We start from the raw sequence: 15,164 nt of genomic DNA, 5'->3' as shown, positions 1-15,164 counted from the left end.
ACCCCACCCAGCAGGGGTGTCAATCCGGCCGCGGCCTTGGCGGGAGCCCGGGGACGGGCGACGTGGAGTTCAGCTCCGGACGGGCACCGGGTTCCCCGCTTCGTCCAGCCAGGCCGTGTGCCCCGAGGGGGTGACCGTGAGCCCGAACCGGTCGAAGCCCGGTCGGCCCCGGTCGTCCCACCACTGCCAGGCGGCCGCCACCTCGTCCCAGAGCTGCCGCGGCCCGGACTGCACCACCTCGAACGACGTGCGGCCGCGCACGTAGTCGGCCGTGGCCCAGGAGAGGGTGTCCCCGCTGTACAGCCACAGCGTGTACGCGCCGTCCGCGTAGCGCTCCGCCCGCCAGAACGCGCCCGGCACGCCCAGCCCGATCGCGAACAGTGCCGACCAGCCCCCCGTCTCCGGCGGGGCCAGCGTGGTCACGCTCCGCACCCCGTCCGCCGGCCACTCCCGGCCGTTCAGGTAGGCGTCGACCAGCGGCCGGTCGGTCCGCTGCTGGCGCAGCCGCATGAACGCCGATCCCCCGGTGAACCGGCCGGACGCGCCGGCGCCATCGGCGTCGACGGTCAGGCGGACGATGCCCTCCCCGCCGTACTCCGTGCCGAACGGCGCGACGATGACCCCGCCGGGCGCCGTCTGCTCCAGCCACGCCGGTGGGATCCCGACCAGGGAGCAGGTGGCGATGACGCGATCGTACGGAGCGCCGCCCGCCCAGCCCGAGCGGCCGTCACCCTCGATCACCTCGGGGTGCAGTCCGGCCCGGAGCAGGTTCTCCCGCGCGCCGCGCGCCACGTCCGGGTCGTACTCGACCGTCACCACGTTGCGGTCACCGAGGCGGTGCGCCAGCAGACCCGCGTTCCACCCCGTCCCGGTGCCGATCTCCAACACCCGGTCGCCCGGCCGGACGTCCAGGTCCCGGAGCATCGAGAACACCATCGTGGGCATCGAGTTGGACGAGCTGGGGGTGGTGCCGAGCCCGTCCCCCTCGTGCTCGCCGTCATCCCACTGCGTGGTCAACGGGATGTCCGAGTAGACCGCCCGCCACCAGGCACCGGCGTCAACCGACCGGTACACCACGGGGTCCTGCCCCGTGCCGTCCGCGATGCCCGGCCAGATGCGCTCCGGGACGAACAACTCGCGGGGTACGGCGTGGAACGAGCCGAGCCACTCCGAGCCGAGCGCGCCGGAGGCCAGCAGCGCGGAGGCGAGCCCCGCCGGGCCCGCCCCCTCGGGCGTCCCGCCGCTCACCTGCCGCCGCCGTGTCCGGATCCCTGAGTGCTGCCGTCCTGCCTCTTGCCGCCCTGGCCGTCGCCGTGCTCACCCATCTCGGTACCTCCGTGCTGGTCGGGGCCAATCGAGTTCCGCACCACGGCACGACGCTCCGCAACAGCCTTACCATCAACGCCATCGGGGCTCCCGTCCGGCACACGGCATTGCGGGGATTCACCCGAGGGCAGCCATCGCCGACGTGACAAGGCGGTTGGCGAGGGCAGGACGCGCCGCCTGCGCGCTTGATGACGGAGACAAGAGCATGAGTCCGGCGATCCGGTGCCAGCAAGGTGAGAGCAGGTCAGACGCTGTACTCGTCATGCGGAGTGCCGCGCTCCCACACGGTGTCGAAAGCCGAGGAGACAAGCCGAACCGTCGCGGGGTCCTCGACACCCACGACCCTGGCACGGAACGGTATGTGGTCAGGACCGGGGCAGGGGCCCGTGCCGGTCGGGGGGGAGGAACCGGCGACCGGCACGGGGTCAGGTGGGGTCGGTCAGGTCGGCGGCGCCGGCCCGGCGGGCGGGCCCGCTCACGCGGCGCGCGGCGCGCGGGCGCTCCGATGCTGCCGGACGGCCGGCGCCTTCGGGCGGCCGGCGGAGAGCTCGGCGGCCTGCTCGGCGAGGACCCGGCGGTGCACCCCGCTCATCGTGCCGAGCGTCGCGTTCAGTTCGGCGTCGCTGATGCCGGTCCTGGCCGTCACCTGGCGGTCGAGCTCTCGACCCAGGTGGTTCAGGTCGGCTTCCGCGGCGGCGTGGTCGTAGGGCCGAGCCAGGCTGTCACCGGGTCGGCGAACAGCGCTCGTCGTGCTCACTCGTGCGTCCCTTCATGTTCGAGTACCGTCCGCACCCCACCGCGGGAACGGAGTTGGACGCCGTCCAGCCCACGCGATCACCCACGGACCGACGCCCGCAGCCCCACCCGGTGGACGTAGCGCGCGGCGCGTTCGAAGCCGTCCACGCAGTAGGGCAGGGTGACCGCGCGGCCGTCCACGGTGTGGATCTGCGGGCCGGGGGCGACCAGGGTCTGGCGGTCGCAGCAGGAGCAGCGCCCGAACCGCCACTGCCGACTCGGCGGCAGCGGGATCGGCCCGCACCCGGCGCTCACCGGGTGCCCGGGGGCGGTACCGGGTCCAACTCCGGCTGCTGGGGCAGCCGCTGGATCTCGCTCGCGGGGGTCTCCCACTCCATGCCGCCGCCCGTCGGCCGGAGGAAGACCGTGGGGTGCTTGCCGTATCCGGGGCCCATGTACAGCCCGTTCACGCCGTGCTTCTCATCGCGGACCAACTCCCCGAGCTGGGGGGTGTACAGCGCCCGCGGGGGCTTTCTGCGTGCGTTCACCGGTAGTTCCTCTCTGTGCTCGTTCCATTACTAGGATCGGCACGATGGGGGCCCAGGGCCAGTACTCCAACCCGCAGCAGATCGGCAGGTAAAACTCTCCGATGGCCAACACGAAGAATGAATCTGACGCTACGTCATCACCCCAGGCGCGCTTCGGCGCGGAAGTTCGCAGGCTGCGACGGTTGCGAGGCTGGTCCCAGGTGAGGCTCGGCGGTCTCATGGGCTACTCGGATACCTGGATCTCACTCATCGAACGAGCTAAGGAACTCCCAACCCCCAAGTTCGCGCTGAAAGCCGATGAGGTGTTCGAAACCGGTGGGACGTTCGTGGAACTCTTCCGGCGCATCAACAGCGCCGCGCTACTGGAGGGCTTCGAGGAGTTCGCGGAGCTGGAGGCCCGGTGCCGAGAACTGCGGGAGTTCCAGACGGGCGTCATCCCCGGCCTGTTCCAGATCCCTGAATACGCGGCAGCACTGGCCCGTGCGAGCGTCGCTCGCGGGACCATCACTCAGGCGCAAGCGGACGAACGACTCGCCTACCTTGCCGTTCGGCAGCGCCGTGCCCTGGACCGCTCTCCTGCGCCGATCATCCACAGCGTCATGGAAGTAGCCTGCCTGACGCGCCTTGTCGGCGGTCCCGGGGTGATGGGTCGTCAACTGGACCATCTCCTGTGCATGGCCGAGCGACCGAACATCACGGTGCAGATCGCTCCCCTGAGCTTGGGCGAGCTGACCCCGTTCCTCTTCCCGATCGTCCTGCTGTCGATGCCCAACCGCTCACTGGTCGGCTACACGGAGACGTACGCGCGTGGGTACGTCGAGCGCAACTCCGTTGCCTGCGCGGCCTGGGAGAAAGAGTACGATCGGCTCCAGGTCGAGGCCCTGAACACCACGGCTTCAGCCGCCGTGATCATGGAGATTCGAAGGGAACTTGAATGAACAGCAACTTGGCCGGCGCCACTTGGCGCAAGTCCACCCACAGCCAGTCCGGTGGGCAGTGCATCGAGGTAGCTGACGGCGTTCCCGGCCTCGTCCCCGTCCGCGACTCCAAGGACCCCGAGGGTGGCGCCCTGGTCTTCGGTGTCGAGGCGTTCTCCTCCTTCGTCGCCGAGGTCAAGGCGGGCGGCTTCGGCACCTCCTGACCTGGCTCCCGCAGCCGGGCCCCGCCCGCTCGTCCACGGAGCGGGCGGGGCCCTCTCTGCTTCGGAGCCCCGCCCGTGCGCGAAGGGGGACGCGCACAGATGGGGCGACTCAAGGGGGCTGGTCAGTCCAGCGCCAAGGCGGAGGAGATCCAGACCTTCTGCGATGCCAAGTACAGCGTCTCGTTCCCGCTGCTGGCGAAGACCGAGGTGAACGGCGAGGGCCGGCACCCGCTCTTCCAGCAGCTCACCGAGGTCGCCGACGCCGCCGGTGCGACCGGGGACGTGCAGTGGAACTTCGAGAAGAGCCAGAAACGTCCCACCAGCTTACGAACTGCGGAAGCGCACGCAGGGCCCCCTGGTAACCAGGGGGCCTCTTGCATTCGAGGTACGCGGAGCCCCACCCAGAGGTCAGGGCTCCACCGGGCGGGAGTACACCCCCTCAGCCAACTCCGAGAAGCCGTGCCGCTCCCAGGCCCGCCGGAGCTTGCCCACGGCCTCCTCGTCCGGCCGCCGGACCTCCGGGTCGTCCGACTCGTACGAGCAGACCTCTCCGGGCCCGTGCTGCGGGTGGACGGGGGCCGGGTAGCAGACTGCCAGCGTGCCGGGCACAGCCAAGCGCCGAAGCGCCTCGACAGCCAGGCGCATCCCCACGCCCTTGCCCCGCCACTCGTCCTTCACCTCCACGGACTCCAGCAGCAGAAGCAGCGAGGGGCGCAGCTCTGCCACCACCGGGGCCAGCCCGCCGTCCTCGGTGAAGATCACCCGAGGGATGCGGTCGAGAATGCCCGGGTCCGCCTCGAACGCCGCGCGAGGGTTCGGGGTCGCGCCGGGGATGACTCGGGTGATCACGGCGGAGCCGAGTACCTGGTCAGCGTCGTTCTCGTAAAAGGCCGCCGTCCACCGATCCGCCCTCCCCGACCAGTCCGCGCCCGAGAAGTGGCGCGAGCTGTACGAGATCACAAGTCGGTTGTCCATCTCTCTCCCTTGCAACGGGGACAGGCCCCCGCCAACGCGCACGAGGGGCCTGTCAGTCTGTCAGATCAGCCGCCGACTACTTGCTCGGCTCCGGCTGCGGGTTCTCCGGGGCGGGGTTGCCCGCGTGCTTCGGCGGCGGCTTCGCGTCGCCCTTGTGCTTCATCGTGGCGGTGGTCATGGTCCTGCCTCCTACTCGGTGGGGTTGGTGGCCGGGTCGGTGTCGCCGTCGGGCGGCATCGGGCCCGGGGGCCTGTCCTTGGGCGCGGGGGTCGTCATACTGGCCTCACTCCTTGCCAGGAACCTCCCAGGCACCTGGCAGTGCCCGGGTTGTGCGGTGGAGCAGAGCACCCGCCCGGTCCCGGGCCACTACCGGACCGGAGCAGGTGCTTTCCCGCATCAGGGACCCTTCCTGTCCTGACGCGGGGTCGCACCCCGCACCGGGAAGAGCCAGGAGAGCGTGGCAATTGACCGCTTTCCCTGGTGCGGGAGTTGGGCCCCGTGCCAGGGGACCGGGGGGATTTCGCCCCTTGGCACGGGAGTCCTCAGATCCGCTACCGGCCTCGGCGTCGCCGACGGAGCCAGCAGCGGCGGGTGCGGGTGGACGGATGCTGGTGCCGGTCCCGCGGACCCGCCGTGAACAGGCGGCGGATCAGCAGGCTGCGGGAAGGGGACCGGCTCACCCGAACCGCCAACGGTGCGACCCGTCGTTCAGCTGCCGCACGGCGGCCCTCAGACGGGCCGTGGTGCCGGACTCCGCTGGCTCCAGTGCCTCGGCTCCGGTAGGAGGCTCGGCGGGCTCTGACGACGGCTCATCCGTCGGCTGGCTGTCGGTGGCCGGTGCGGGGAGATCAGGCGGCTCGGGCACGGCGGGTCATCCTCTTCCGCAGCGGGCACCGAGGCGCGTGGATGGCGCGCACTCGCTGGACCGAGGCGTGCAGCGCCGGGAAGCGCTCCCCCTCCTCAAGGAGCAGCGCGGCCAGCCCGTCGCACGTCTTGCAGGTCGGCGCCGTGGTGGCGGCCATGGCCGCACCGGGCAGGTAGGCCATCAGCCCCGGCTCGCATCCGGGCAGCCCGTAATGCCGCACTCGCATACCGGGAAGCCGGTGGCCCGGGGCGACCGGGCCGCACGCTCCGCCGTGTCGGGGTCGTAGTCGTAGTCGGGGTCGTAGTCGTAGTCGTCCAGCGGGTTCCAGCCGCCCGGGAGGTTCATGACCTCCCCGGCGTGCTGCTGACTCCTCGGGCCCGGCTGCTCGCTCAACGCCGCTGCGCTCATCTCTCGGCCTCCTGCTCCTGCTGGTGCAAATGCACCTGCAATCCCGTCAGCAGGAAGGTAGGCCGGGAGCCGGAAGCGAAGGGCGTGTGATTCTCAATGATTCTCGCGAAGCCGGGCCCCGGCACGCGCAATCACCCGATGGGCTTCCACTCCGTAGACCGCGCAGCGCTGCAAGGCGTCCCATGCTCGCTGGTGGAGTGCCACATCCGCCGGGTCGTCCAACCACATCTCGGCGTGCCACGATTCCGTGATCACCAGGGAGTCGTCATGGATCGAAAAGCCAACTCCCGCCGGTACGGTCAACTCCGCGTCGAACGGTACGACGCCCAACCGGACATGGCCCGGCGCAAGCCATGGGACCAGTGACTCCAGTTGGTCGGCCAGAGCGGCCTGCGGGCAGAGCCGAGAGACCAACGCCCCTTCCCACACGAGGAAATGGAAGGAGCGGGCACGGTCCCTGAGCACCTGCTGACGCCCCATCCGGGCACTCACCGCCGCGTCCACGTCCCGAATGGACGGGTGGACAACCGTGTACCGGGCAAGCACGCCCCGGGCATACCCAGCGGTCTGCAACAGGCCCGGAATCAGCGTCGGGTCGAACGAGCGCCGCACACTGGTCCGCTTGCCCTGTGCAGCGTGGGCCTCCTGCACCGGGACGACGCCACCCGCGAGCTGCCGCCGCCACGATCTGTACTGCGTCTCGACCGTTCGAAGGCGGCCCGCCAGCTCAGCAGCGGCCTCCGGCCTGCCGACGGCCTCCGCCCACGCGCGCACGTCCGCCATCGTCGGAGTCTGCTTGCCGTTCTCCAGCTTGCTGACCCTGGACTGAGTCCAGCCCAGACGGGCAGCCAGCGCGCGGCCGGAAAGCCTACGCCCATCGGGCTGGGCGCTCTCCTCCCGCAGCTCACGCATGCGGGCACCGAGAGCAGCCCTGGCCTGTTGAAAGTCGGTGCTCACATGGCGGAAGGTACCTGACGCAGGAACTCGCCGTACGGCGTCGCGTGGTGCCAAGCGGCATCGCGGACCTGGCAAGCACGGAGCACCTCCAGCGGGTCCGTCACCAACTCCATGCCGACTGTCCGTTCGCCGTCGAAGTGGAACCGCGCGACCGTCCGGGAGTCGAACAGCCAGAAGTCCGACAGGCCTGCCAGCCCCGCCTCGTCGGCGTCCGAACGCCACATGCAGCGGATATCCTCACCGGCCGCCACGTTGGTCCGGGCACAGGCAAGGAGGTAGCGCTGGCCCTCGGTCAGCGGGTCGTCCAGCAGCCGCACCCGCTCGAACCGCTTCCCCTTGCTGACCATCCGACGGACGTTGTCGAACCACGGGTGTCCGACCTCCCCGGCTGTGTCCCCTGTCCGAAGGAACTCGTCGTACGAAGGCATCTGCTTGTCGGACAGGTAGCCAGTCCGGGTCTCCAACCGCCATGCGGTGTGCTCGAAGCCGTCGTTGACGAACTCGGTGATCTTCTGCTGCGGTACGAACTCAGGCATGGCGGTTGACTCCTTCGGCGCGAACCTCACCAGCAGTTCGCGCGGCACGACGACGAAGCCCTCATCGTCCTTCACGTGCTTGAGCTGCGCCACATCCTCCGGGTCCGTAACCGCGTAGCCCTGCACCAGAACTTCGCCAGTGTCCACGTCCTCGTACAGGGTCGGGCAGTCGCCCACCCCGGAGGTGCTGCCGATGACCCGCAAGCGCCGTGCCATGAAGGTGCTCCCCTCAGCCAGCTGGTTTCCCAAGCATCGTGCCCCGGCACGGATCTGTCATGCATTCAGCTCCCTGCGGGCCGTGCCTGGCACAAGCGCTACGCGGTGCGGTCCGGCATCGAGGGACCAGCACAGCATCCCGCGTCTGCGCTCCTGGCGAGCAGCCAGCTGACGCCGCGGCGACCAAGGTCACCGACAGGGTCGAGCTGGTAGAAAGGAGCCGCACGGCAGCACCCACCTCCGGAGGGATCCACCCCATGAGTCTGACCGACATCCCGCTGCAGACCCTGGCCGGTGAGCCGACCAGCCTGGCCGACTATGCGGGCAAGGCCGTCCTCCTGGTCAACGTGGCCTCGGCGTGCGGCCTCACCCCGCAGTACGCGGGGCTGGAGCGGCTGCAGCAGCAGTACGCGGAGCGCGGGTTCACGGTGCTGGGGGTGCCGTGCAACCAGTTCGGCGGGCAGGAGCCCGGCACGGCGGAGGAGATCCAGTCGTTCTGCGATTCCAAGTACAGCGTCTCGTTCCCGCTGCTGGCGAAGACCGAGGTGAACGGCGAGGGCCGGCACCCGCTCTTCCAGCAGCTGACCGAGGTCGCCGACGCCGCCGGTGCGGCCGGGGACGTGCAGTGGAACTTCGAGAAGTTCCTGATCTCGCCCGCCGGTGCGCCCGTGGGCCGCTTCCGGCCGCGGACCGAGCCGGAGGACGCGGAGCTGGTCGCCGCGATCGAGGCCCAGCTGCCGGTCTGAGGCGGGGTCCCGGGGCACTGCCGCGGCAGGTGGCAGTGCCCCGGTGATCGTCCGGATCCGGTCGCTACGCTGGACGGACGCTCACCTCAGGAGGACTCCGTCCGCATGGCCAAGAAATCCGCCGCGACGCGCACCCAGACGCGCCCGGCCCTGCTGCAACTGACCGGGGTGAGCCGCTCCTACGGCGACCGCGAGGTCCTGCACCCGGTGAACCTCGCGCTGGCGGCCGGTGAGTGCGTCGCGCTGCTCGGCCACAACGGCTCCGGGAAGTCGACCCTGCTGCGGGTCGCGGCCGGACGCGACCTGCCGACCAAGGGCACCGTGCGCTTCGACGGGCTGCCGATGGACGAGAACGACCCGCGGATCCGGGCCCGGGTCGCGGTGGTGGGCGACACCGTGGCGCACTACCCCGACCTCACGGTGCGCGAGCACCTGCTGCTGGTCGCGGTCGCGCACGGGGTGGCCGACGCCCGCACCTGGGTCCAGCAGGTGCTGGACGACCGGCTGCTCACCGAGCGGGCCGACGCGCTGCCCTCGGCGCTCTCCTCCGGGCAGCTGCAGGCGCTGCTGCTGGCCTGCGCGCTGGTGCGGCCGCGCGACCTGCTGCTGCTCGACGAGCCGGAGCAGCGGCTGGACCCGCAGGCCCGGCGCAAGCTCGCCGAGCTGCTGCGGGCCGAGCTCGCGGACGGCGTGGCGGTGCTGCTGGTCACCCACCACACCGACCTGGCCCGCGAGCTGGCGGACCGGGTGGTGGTGCTGGAGGACGGCCGGATCGTGGCCCAGGGCGCGCCCGGCAAGATCCTGGACCGCGACGACGCGGTGGGTGCGCGGTGACCGACTCGGGCGTACGGGCCGGGCAGGCCCCGGACGACCTGCTGGGCGGTGGCACGGCGGCGGAGAGCGCCGTCGAGGACGTAGCGGTCGAGGACGAAGCGGTCGAGGACGGGCCGTTCGATGAGGAGCCGGTCGGGGACGGCGGGCCCGCCGGGGACGGCTGGGACGACGAGGACGACTGGACCGACGAGACCCTCGCCCTGCTGCGCACGCTGCGGGCGCCCTACCGCCTCAACCGCGCCAAGCAGCTCGGTTTCGCGGTGTACTGCGTGCTGCTCATCCTGATCATCTGGGGCGGGGTGCCGAGCCTGGGCCTCTTCCTGCAGGCCTCGATGGGCGCGGACTACACCGGCCACGGCGGCGACCTGCTCGCCGCCATGCCCAGCGGCATCGCCGCCGTCGGGCTGGCCCTGGTGCTGCTCGCGGTCCGCGACGGGCTGTGGCGCGGCCCGGTGGTGCCGCCCCGGGCGGCGACCGACTGGCTGCTCGCCCACCCGGTGCGCCCGCGCCCGGTGCTGCGGCCCTGGTTCTGGCTCTCCTGCGGTCTGGCGCTCTTCCCCGGCCTGGTGACGGCGGTGGGCGGCATGGTCGCGCTGGGGCTGATGCTGCGGGTCGGGCTGCCGGCCGCGCTCGGCTGGTGCCTGCTCGGCGGCGCCTGCCTGCCGCTGCTGGCCACCTGCGCCGGGCTGCTGGTGGAGCGCAACGACACCGCCGCCCGCTGGGTGCGGCGGCTCACTCCGCTGCTGACCGTGCTGGTGCTGCTGCTCGCCGCGCAGAGCGGGCTGGCCGTGGCGGGGCACCGGGTGCGGGTGCTGGAGCTGGTGGAGCTGTGGTCCGGCCCGTGGGGCTGGGCCGGGATCGCCGCGCTGGCGCCCACCCGGGGCGCGGTGGCGGGCGCCTGGGTGGCCGCCGCGCTGCTGCTGGTCAGCACCGTGGGCGCCCTGCTGCTCGCCGACCGGGCCGCCGGCACCGTGCCGCTGGGCCGGCTGCGGGAGCGGGCCCGGACGGCGGCCGGGGTGCTGGCCGCGCTGCGCACGGTCGAGCTGCGGGCCGCCCGGCTCGCGGTGACCGGTGCCTCGGGCGGCGGCCGGCTGCGCCGGTTGCGGCTGCCGGCGCCGAGCCGCCCCGAGCTGGTGGTCCCCTGGCGGGACGCGACCGCGCTGCTGCGCTCGCCTGCCCGGCTCGGCCGCGCGGTGCTGCTCGCGGTGCCGGCCCTGCTCTGCGCCGCGCTGGCGCACGGCATCGGCAGCAAGCCCTCGGTGCCGACCACGGCGGTCGCGCTGGTCTTCGGCTACCTGTCCCTGGCCCAGTTGCTGGAGCCGGCCAGGATCGAGACGGACGACATCCGGCGGGCCGCCTGGTCGCCCTACCCGTTCGCCGCGCTGATGCTGAGGCACGCGATCGTGCCCACGCTGGTGGGCGTGCTGCTCGGGCTGGCGGGCGCGCTGGCGGCCTCGCTCTGCGGGGCCGGCGGCGCCACGCTCTGGCTCGCGCCCGCCGTGGCCCCGGCCCTGGTCGCGGCCGGCCTGGTGAACACCTGCCGGGGCGTGATGCGGCGAGACCTGATGTACAAGTCCCCCAGCTCCGGCACGGGCCTGGGCCTGTTCCTCTTCATCGCCTGGTACGCGGCCGGTCCGGCCGCGGCCGTCGCCGCCCTGACCCTGCCCTTCTCCCAGGCGCTGCGCGCGGACACCGCTTCGAGCTGCGCCGAGGCCGCGGTGGTGAGCCTGCTGGCCGCCGCCGTCCTGCTCGGCTGGGCCCGCTCCCGGGCGGCCGAGCTGACCGGCCGCGCCCGGCCCGGGGCACAGCCCAGGGCGCGGCAGAGCCCGTGAGCGCGCGCTGACGCGCACCCGCTGACCCGCGCGGCACGGCGCCGCGCGGGTCACAGGGCGAACCAGCCCCGGCCGCCGTGCCAGTGGCCGCCGGCGCGGAGGTGGTCGCCGATCGCCCGTTCGAGCGAGGTGCGGCGGGGCAGCTCGGCCGGCGGGAGGTCGACGGGGCCGAAGACGTAGCGCAGCGGCGCCTCGTCGTCGGCCGCGGCCGCCGTCCCCGGGACCCCGGCTGCCGCGGTTGCCGCAGCTGCCCCGGCTGCCTCAGCCGCCTCGGACACTCCGACGAGGTGGAAGCGGCGCTGGAAGGCGAGGATGTTGGAATCCGCCGCCAGGTAGTCGCCGAGCTGCGGGTCGAGCAGCCACGACGAGCAGTGCGCGAGCGCCCAGCGCCGCTCCGGGAAGTGCCGGGGGAAGAAGTCCCGGGCCAGCGCGAGCGACTCCTCACAGGCCGCCTCGCTCAGCGGTCCGCTGAAGTCCGGGATGTGCAGCGTCAGGGCGGCGCGGTCGGCGGGCAGCGGCACCCAGGCCGGGGCCGGGTCGGAGCGCTGGAACTGCAGCCGCCCCAGCTGGAAGAGCTCCGCGCGCAGGTGCAGCCGCAGCCACGAGGGCTTGTTCACGCCGCTGGTGCCGTTGCGCATCCGGTGCACCGCCAGCTGCCGGCCGAGGTCGGCGAACGTCCGCCGGGAGACCTCCGCCGGGATCCCCCGCTCGCGGTGCAGCGCCCTGGCCCGCGGCAGCGCGGCGAGGAAGACGAAGACCGCGAAGAGCCGCCCCGCCGCGCCGAGCGCCGCGGGCAGCCGGGGCATCGGCGGCCCGCCGGTCCCGTGGCCTCCACCGCTCCCGCCCTCCGAGGCCGGGGTCGGGTCGAGCCCGCCGAAGAGACCCGCCGCGCAGCGCCCGAGCAGCCAGCGCCAGTCCTCGTCGGCCAGCATCCGGTCGCGCAGCTCCACCACCTCGTTGACGTCCTCATGGGGAACCGCGAGGTCCAGGAGCACCCCCGGCAGCTCCAGCACCGACGGCAGCACCGGCTCGGGCACCGGCCCGCCGAGCGCCCGCAAGCCGTCGAGCCAGGCCGCGGCCTCCTCGTCCTCGCGCAGCCGTGCCAGCACCTCGCCCATCCCGATCCGCCTTCCACCGATCCGTGATCCGCCCCGAGCCGAGCGGCCGCACCGATAGCTATACAGACCGGTCGGCGGCTACGTCGCGCGATATCCCGCATCACCGACCAGGCCGGCGGTGCCCAGCTCGGTGAGCGCGAGCCGGACGACGGCGGCGTCGGCCGACGGGTGGACGGCGGCCACGGCCGAGGTGAGGGCGGTGAGCCCGCGGGTGCCGTCGGCCAGCCGGTGGACGGTGGCGCAGAGCGGGCTGAGCAGGTGACCCCGCTCGGCACGCTCGTCGTAGAGGGCCAGGCGGCCGTCGGCGAGCTCCTTGACGCGCAGCCCGTCGCGGCGGGCCCGCGGGGCGTCGCTGTCGGCGCCCGCGCCGCGATGCCGGGCGCGGATCACGGGGCGAACTGGTCGCGCAGGTCCTCCGCGACCAGGTGGATCTGGTTGGTCTGGGCGGCGATGACGGGTACGGTGCGGTAGCAGTCGGGCCGGTCCCAGCGGGCCAGGTACTGGTCGAGCGCGGTGTTGCGGTGGATCCATCCGGCCATCTCCTCGACGGTGGCGGGGAGTTCGTCGAGCAGCCGACCGAAGACACTGCGGTGGTAGGCGACGGCGTGGGTGGTGGTGATGCCGGTGACGGCTTCCAGGTGGTGGCAGCCCTCGGCGCGCGGGAAGGTCCGGCCCCAGTCGGCGCCGCCGAGGTAGAGCAGCGACCAAGGCCGTTCCGCGAGTTCGGCCAGCGCGCGGCGCAGCACCCAGGCCGCACCGGGGAGGAAGACGGCGTCGTCCTCCAGGACGAGCAGGGTTTCGAGGCCGTCGGTGTGGGCTTGCTGGATCGCGTGGCGGTGGGAGAGGGCGCAGCCGATGTGGTGGTTGGCGGGTGTGGCGGTGGCAGCCTGGCGGTGGATCCGTTCGGGTGGGATGCCCTGGGCGGTCAGGCGGTGCCGCATGGCCTGCCAGCGGTCGGGGCGCTCATCCAGGTTGAGGCAGGTGATGCCGTCGAAGGCGGTGTAGGGGTTGCGCTTCTCGGCCTGGTAGTCGGCGAGACCCCTCTGGACGGCCGCTTCGCCGAGGAGGGCGGTGAAGTGGTCAATGGCCTCGTCGGCGCCCTGGCCGAGTTCGTCGAAGCCGATCAGGTAGTTGCGCAGGCGCTGGTACCAGGTCTGGGTCAGCGGGGTGGAGCGCGGTGCGTCGAAGCGGTGGGTCCAGCGCAGGGCGGGCAGGCACCGGGTGGTGTGGCCGGCGCGGCGGAACTTCTCGTGCAGGTGGCCCTCTTCGCCGCCGTGGCCGGCGAAGGCCGGGTTGAGGCCGGGCCAGGCCTCGGTCCGGCAGGCGAACAGGCCCAGGCCCTGCATGGCGATCTCGAACGGCGGCGCACCGGGGTCGGTGCCGCGCGGGTCGGTTCCCCAGGCCCCGTACATGAGCCGGTCCCAGCGGGGTTCCCAGTGGGTGGACACCTTCTGTCCGTCCGGGGAGACCAGCGGCCCCTGGAGCAGGTCACCGCTGCCGGGGTCGGCGTCGATGTGGTCCAGGAGGGCGGCCAGGGCTCCGGGGGCCAGTTGGACGTGGGAGTCGACGCACAGCACCCACTCCGAGGCGGCCTCACGGAACACCCGGTCGCGGGCGGCGGTGCCGCGGCGCCGGTCGTAGGGCACGTAGCGCAGCCGGGGGATCTCCTGCTCCAACCGCTTCAGCGCCCAGGCGTGCGGGCCGGTGGGGTGGCCGTCGACCACCAGGATGTTGACCCGGTCCATCACCTCGGCGTGGTAGAGGAACAGGCTCGACACGGTGAAGTACACGCCGTCGTAGTCGTCGTACGTCCCCATGCCCACCGTGAGGGTGCGCGGCTCCTGGGCCGGGCCGGGCTCCGGGCGTTGCCTGAAGCGGTCGTCGGACGCGGCCACCAGCTCCCGGAGCGCCGCGAGCCCCGCCTCGTCCGCCGTCCCGGCCTCCGCGCCGGACGGATCTGCCGCCGTCATGCCCACCTCGCCAACTCTCGACATCCCACGACCGCGGGGCAGTTGCCGCTGGTCTCGGTACGGCCCCGGTACAACTCTCGGTACGGCTCTCGGTACGGCTCTCGGTACGGGGCTCGGTACGGGTCTCGGTACGGCCCGTCGAAACGGGTCGAGTCGTGGCCGCTACTGGGCGCTGGTGCAGTCCGTGCCGACCGTGATGGCCGCGTGTGCCGAGGCCGGGGCGTGGACGCCGTCACCGACCAGCACGGCGTCGTAGCCGTTCAGCAGTTCCTGGACGGTGCCCGGGCCGAGGTTCTCCGAGGCGTTGATGGCGGCGGTGCCGTAGTAGTTGGTGAAGGCCGAACCCAGCAAGCGGCCGCCGGTGGTGAAGAACTGGATCCGCGCGCCCACCAGCGGCTGCCCGGTTCGGGCGTCGGTCGCGGTGGCGGAGATGTTCTCCAGCTGCATCTGGGTGACGTTGAGGGAGCCCTGACTGGCGCCCAGGCTGGTCGGCGTCAGGCTGGGGCATTCGGCCTCGCCGCAGACGGGCGGCTGGGCCATGGCGGGCGTGGCGGAGGCGGTGATGACCCCGAGTGACAGGGTGCTCACCGCGACGGCCGCGAGCTTGGCAACCTTGTTGCCTGGAACCTTCATGGCCCCTCCGGAGGGTGAGTCGGTGACGTGCTGTTCGGCCAGGTGCTGTTCGGCCAGGTGCTGTTCGGCCACGTGCTGTTCGGCCACGTGCTGTTCGGCCACGTGCTGTTCGGCCACGTGCTGTTCGGCGCTATCCAACCCGAACGGCCCACCAGGCTGACTCCGCCAATCGGGATATAGCGGACTTCTGTTGCGCTGTTCGCTCCATCGGATGAACGCTCCGCTCCGGCCTGTGTTCGACGGCCGGGCCACTGCCCGAGTGGTGAAGGCGGCACCGGTCGGGCAGTCGCGGGGCTCACCGCCACGGATCCTGCGCGATGGGAA

19 protein-coding genes and 1 pseudogene are annotated in these 15,164 nt (G+C 72.4%); 7 read left to right on the top strand and 13 right to left on the bottom strand.

The genetic code is table 11. The features are described 5' to 3' along the window. Nucleotides 1-69: 69 nt before the first annotated feature. The 4 genes from OG455_RS33485 to OG455_RS33470 all read right to left on the bottom strand — a co-directional run bounded on the left by OG455_RS33485 (nt 70) and on the right by OG455_RS33470 (nt 2,609). Nucleotides 70-1,248: a methyltransferase domain-containing protein gene (locus OG455_RS33485; protein WP_266300038.1), complete on the bottom strand. Its 1,179-nt coding sequence runs from the start codon at nt 1,246-1,248 to the stop codon at nt 70-72. A gap of 553 nt (nt 1,249-1,801) precedes the next feature. After that, nucleotides 1,802-2,083, bottom strand: a complete 282-nt coding sequence (locus OG455_RS33480) for a hypothetical protein (protein WP_266300037.1) — start codon at nt 2,081-2,083, stop codon at nt 1,802-1,804. A 77-nt stretch (nt 2,084-2,160) separates the two neighbouring features. Then, nucleotides 2,161-2,376, bottom strand: a complete 216-nt coding sequence (locus OG455_RS33475) for a hypothetical protein (protein WP_266300036.1) — start codon at nt 2,374-2,376, stop codon at nt 2,161-2,163. Further along, entirely contained in the window at nt 2,373-2,609 is a 237-nt protein-coding gene (locus tag OG455_RS33470) for a hypothetical protein (protein ID WP_266300035.1), read from the bottom strand. Before OG455_RS33470 ends, OG455_RS33475 begins: the two co-directional genes overlap by 4 nt. A gap of 101 nt (nt 2,610-2,710) precedes the next feature. Between OG455_RS33470 and OG455_RS33465 the strand changes: the two genes are divergently transcribed. The 3 genes and pseudogenes from OG455_RS33465 to OG455_RS42150 all read left to right on the top strand — a co-directional run. Continuing rightward, on the top strand, nt 2,711-3,547 hold the full coding sequence (locus OG455_RS33465) for a helix-turn-helix transcriptional regulator (protein ID WP_266300034.1): 837 nt from the start codon (nt 2,711-2,713) through the stop codon (nt 3,545-3,547). Then, complete coding sequence (locus OG455_RS33460) at nt 3,544-3,750, top strand: DUF397 domain-containing protein (protein WP_266300033.1); 207 nt, start codon at nt 3,544-3,546, stop codon at nt 3,748-3,750. The genes OG455_RS33465 and OG455_RS33460 overlap by 4 nt, the downstream gene beginning before the upstream one ends. Nucleotides 3,751-3,888: 138 nt before the next feature. Further along, nucleotides 3,889-4,053, top strand: a pseudogene (locus OG455_RS42150) (glutathione peroxidase); the annotation flags it as partial. 105 nt (nt 4,054-4,158) lie between these two features. Here the strand turns inward: OG455_RS42150 and OG455_RS33450 are convergent. The 5 genes from OG455_RS33450 to OG455_RS33430 form a co-directional block, all read right to left on the bottom strand. Then, nucleotides 4,159-4,725, bottom strand: coding sequence for a hypothetical protein (locus OG455_RS33450; protein ID WP_266300032.1), 567 nt, complete (start codon nt 4,723-4,725; stop codon nt 4,159-4,161). Nucleotides 4,726-5,573: 848 nt separating this feature from the next. Further along, a complete protein-coding gene (locus tag OG455_RS33445; RefSeq protein WP_266300031.1) occupies nt 5,574-5,771 on the bottom strand; it encodes a hypothetical protein in 198 nt (65 codons plus the stop codon). Next, nucleotides 5,771-5,998 (bottom strand): hypothetical protein, encoded by a 228-nt coding sequence (locus tag OG455_RS33440; protein WP_266300030.1) that lies wholly within the window; start codon nt 5,996-5,998, stop codon nt 5,771-5,773. Before OG455_RS33440 ends, OG455_RS33445 begins: the two co-directional genes overlap by 1 nt. Nucleotides 5,999-6,091: 93 nt before the next feature. Continuing rightward, the gene (locus tag OG455_RS33435) at nt 6,092-6,955 is read right to left on the bottom strand and encodes a helix-turn-helix transcriptional regulator (RefSeq protein ID WP_266300029.1); all 864 of its coding nucleotides are present in this window, start codon (nt 6,953-6,955) and stop codon (nt 6,092-6,094) included. Next, entirely contained in the window at nt 6,952-7,707 is a 756-nt protein-coding gene (locus OG455_RS33430) for a DUF6879 family protein (RefSeq protein ID WP_266300028.1), read from the bottom strand. The genes OG455_RS33435 and OG455_RS33430 overlap by 4 nt, the downstream gene beginning before the upstream one ends. Before the next feature lie 257 nt (nt 7,708-7,964). Between OG455_RS33430 and OG455_RS33425 the strand changes: the two genes are divergently transcribed. The 3 genes from OG455_RS33425 to OG455_RS33415 all read left to right on the top strand — a co-directional run bounded on the left by OG455_RS33425 (nt 7,965) and on the right by OG455_RS33415 (nt 11,119). Further along, complete coding sequence (locus tag OG455_RS33425; protein ID WP_266300027.1) at nt 7,965-8,453, top strand: glutathione peroxidase; 489 nt, start codon at nt 7,965-7,967, stop codon at nt 8,451-8,453. A 105-nt stretch (nt 8,454-8,558) separates the two neighbouring features. Further along, entirely contained in the window at nt 8,559-9,287 is a 729-nt protein-coding gene (locus tag OG455_RS33420; RefSeq protein ID WP_266300026.1) for an ABC transporter ATP-binding protein, read from the top strand. Next, the gene (locus tag OG455_RS33415; RefSeq protein WP_266300025.1) at nt 9,284-11,119 is read left to right on the top strand and encodes a hypothetical protein; all 1,836 of its coding nucleotides are present in this window, start codon (nt 9,284-9,286) and stop codon (nt 11,117-11,119) included. Before OG455_RS33420 ends, OG455_RS33415 begins: the two co-directional genes overlap by 4 nt. Before the next feature lie 50 nt (nt 11,120-11,169). On the opposite strand, the gene OG455_RS33410 is transcribed toward OG455_RS33415, so the two are convergent. The 4 genes from OG455_RS33410 to OG455_RS33395 all read right to left on the bottom strand — a co-directional run bounded on the left by OG455_RS33410 (nt 11,170) and on the right by OG455_RS33395 (nt 14,840). Continuing rightward, the gene (locus tag OG455_RS33410; RefSeq protein WP_266300024.1) at nt 11,170-12,237 is read right to left on the bottom strand and encodes an acyltransferase domain-containing protein; all 1,068 of its coding nucleotides are present in this window, start codon (nt 12,235-12,237) and stop codon (nt 11,170-11,172) included. 78 nt (nt 12,238-12,315) lie between these two features. Continuing rightward, the gene (locus OG455_RS33405; protein ID WP_266300023.1) at nt 12,316-12,627 is read right to left on the bottom strand and encodes a hypothetical protein; all 312 of its coding nucleotides are present in this window, start codon (nt 12,625-12,627) and stop codon (nt 12,316-12,318) included. Beyond that, a complete protein-coding gene (locus OG455_RS33400) occupies nt 12,624-14,207 on the bottom strand; it encodes a glycosyltransferase (RefSeq protein WP_266300022.1) in 1,584 nt (527 codons plus the stop codon). Before OG455_RS33400 ends, OG455_RS33405 begins: the two co-directional genes overlap by 4 nt. Nucleotides 14,208-14,369: 162 nt before the next feature. After that, entirely contained in the window at nt 14,370-14,840 is a 471-nt protein-coding gene (locus tag OG455_RS33395) for a hypothetical protein (RefSeq protein ID WP_266300021.1), read from the bottom strand. A gap of 27 nt (nt 14,841-14,867) precedes the next feature. On the opposite strand from OG455_RS33395, the gene OG455_RS33390 reads away from it, so the two are divergent. After that, complete coding sequence (locus tag OG455_RS33390; RefSeq protein ID WP_266300020.1) at nt 14,868-15,020, top strand: hypothetical protein; 153 nt, start codon at nt 14,868-14,870, stop codon at nt 15,018-15,020. Nucleotides 15,021-15,164 lie beyond the last annotated feature (144 nt).

It is taken from the genome of Kitasatospora sp. NBC_01287, assembly GCF_026340565.1.
In the GTDB taxonomy this organism is placed as follows: domain Bacteria; phylum Actinomycetota; class Actinomycetes; order Streptomycetales; family Streptomycetaceae; genus Kitasatospora.
The sequence above is the reverse complement of the archived record's forward strand: the minus strand, read 5'-3'. Positions and strand labels throughout refer to the sequence as shown.

Bases quoted from the DNA above. Each gene is read 5' to 3' on its own strand.
- OG455_RS33465 (WP_266300034.1), top strand. From the start codon at position 2,711: ATGGCCAACACGAAGAATGAATCTGACGCTACGTCATCACCCCAGGCG.
- OG455_RS33460 (WP_266300033.1), top strand. From the start codon at position 3,544: ATGAACAGCAACTTGGCCGGCGCCACTTGGCGCAAGTCCACCCACAGC.
- OG455_RS33450 (WP_266300032.1), bottom strand. From the start codon at position 4,725: ATGGACAACCGACTTGTGATCTCGTACAGCTCGCGCCACTTCTCGGGC.
- OG455_RS33445 (WP_266300031.1), bottom strand. From the start codon at position 5,771: ATGGCCTACCTGCCCGGTGCGGCCATGGCCGCCACCACGGCGCCGACC.
- OG455_RS33440 (WP_266300030.1), bottom strand. From the start codon at position 5,998: ATGAGCGCAGCGGCGTTGAGCGAGCAGCCGGGCCCGAGGAGTCAGCAG.
- OG455_RS33430 (WP_266300028.1), bottom strand. From the start codon at position 7,707: ATGGCACGGCGCTTGCGGGTCATCGGCAGCACCTCCGGGGTGGGCGAC.
- OG455_RS33425 (WP_266300027.1), top strand. From the start codon at position 7,965: ATGAGTCTGACCGACATCCCGCTGCAGACCCTGGCCGGTGAGCCGACC.
- OG455_RS33420 (WP_266300026.1), top strand. From the start codon at position 8,559: ATGGCCAAGAAATCCGCCGCGACGCGCACCCAGACGCGCCCGGCCCTG.
- OG455_RS33410 (WP_266300024.1), bottom strand. From the start codon at position 12,237: ATGGGCGAGGTGCTGGCACGGCTGCGCGAGGACGAGGAGGCCGCGGCC.
- OG455_RS33400 (WP_266300022.1), bottom strand. From the start codon at position 14,207: ATGACGGCGGCAGATCCGTCCGGCGCGGAGGCCGGGACGGCGGACGAG.
- OG455_RS33395 (WP_266300021.1), bottom strand. From the start codon at position 14,840: ATGAAGGTTCCAGGCAACAAGGTTGCCAAGCTCGCGGCCGTCGCGGTG.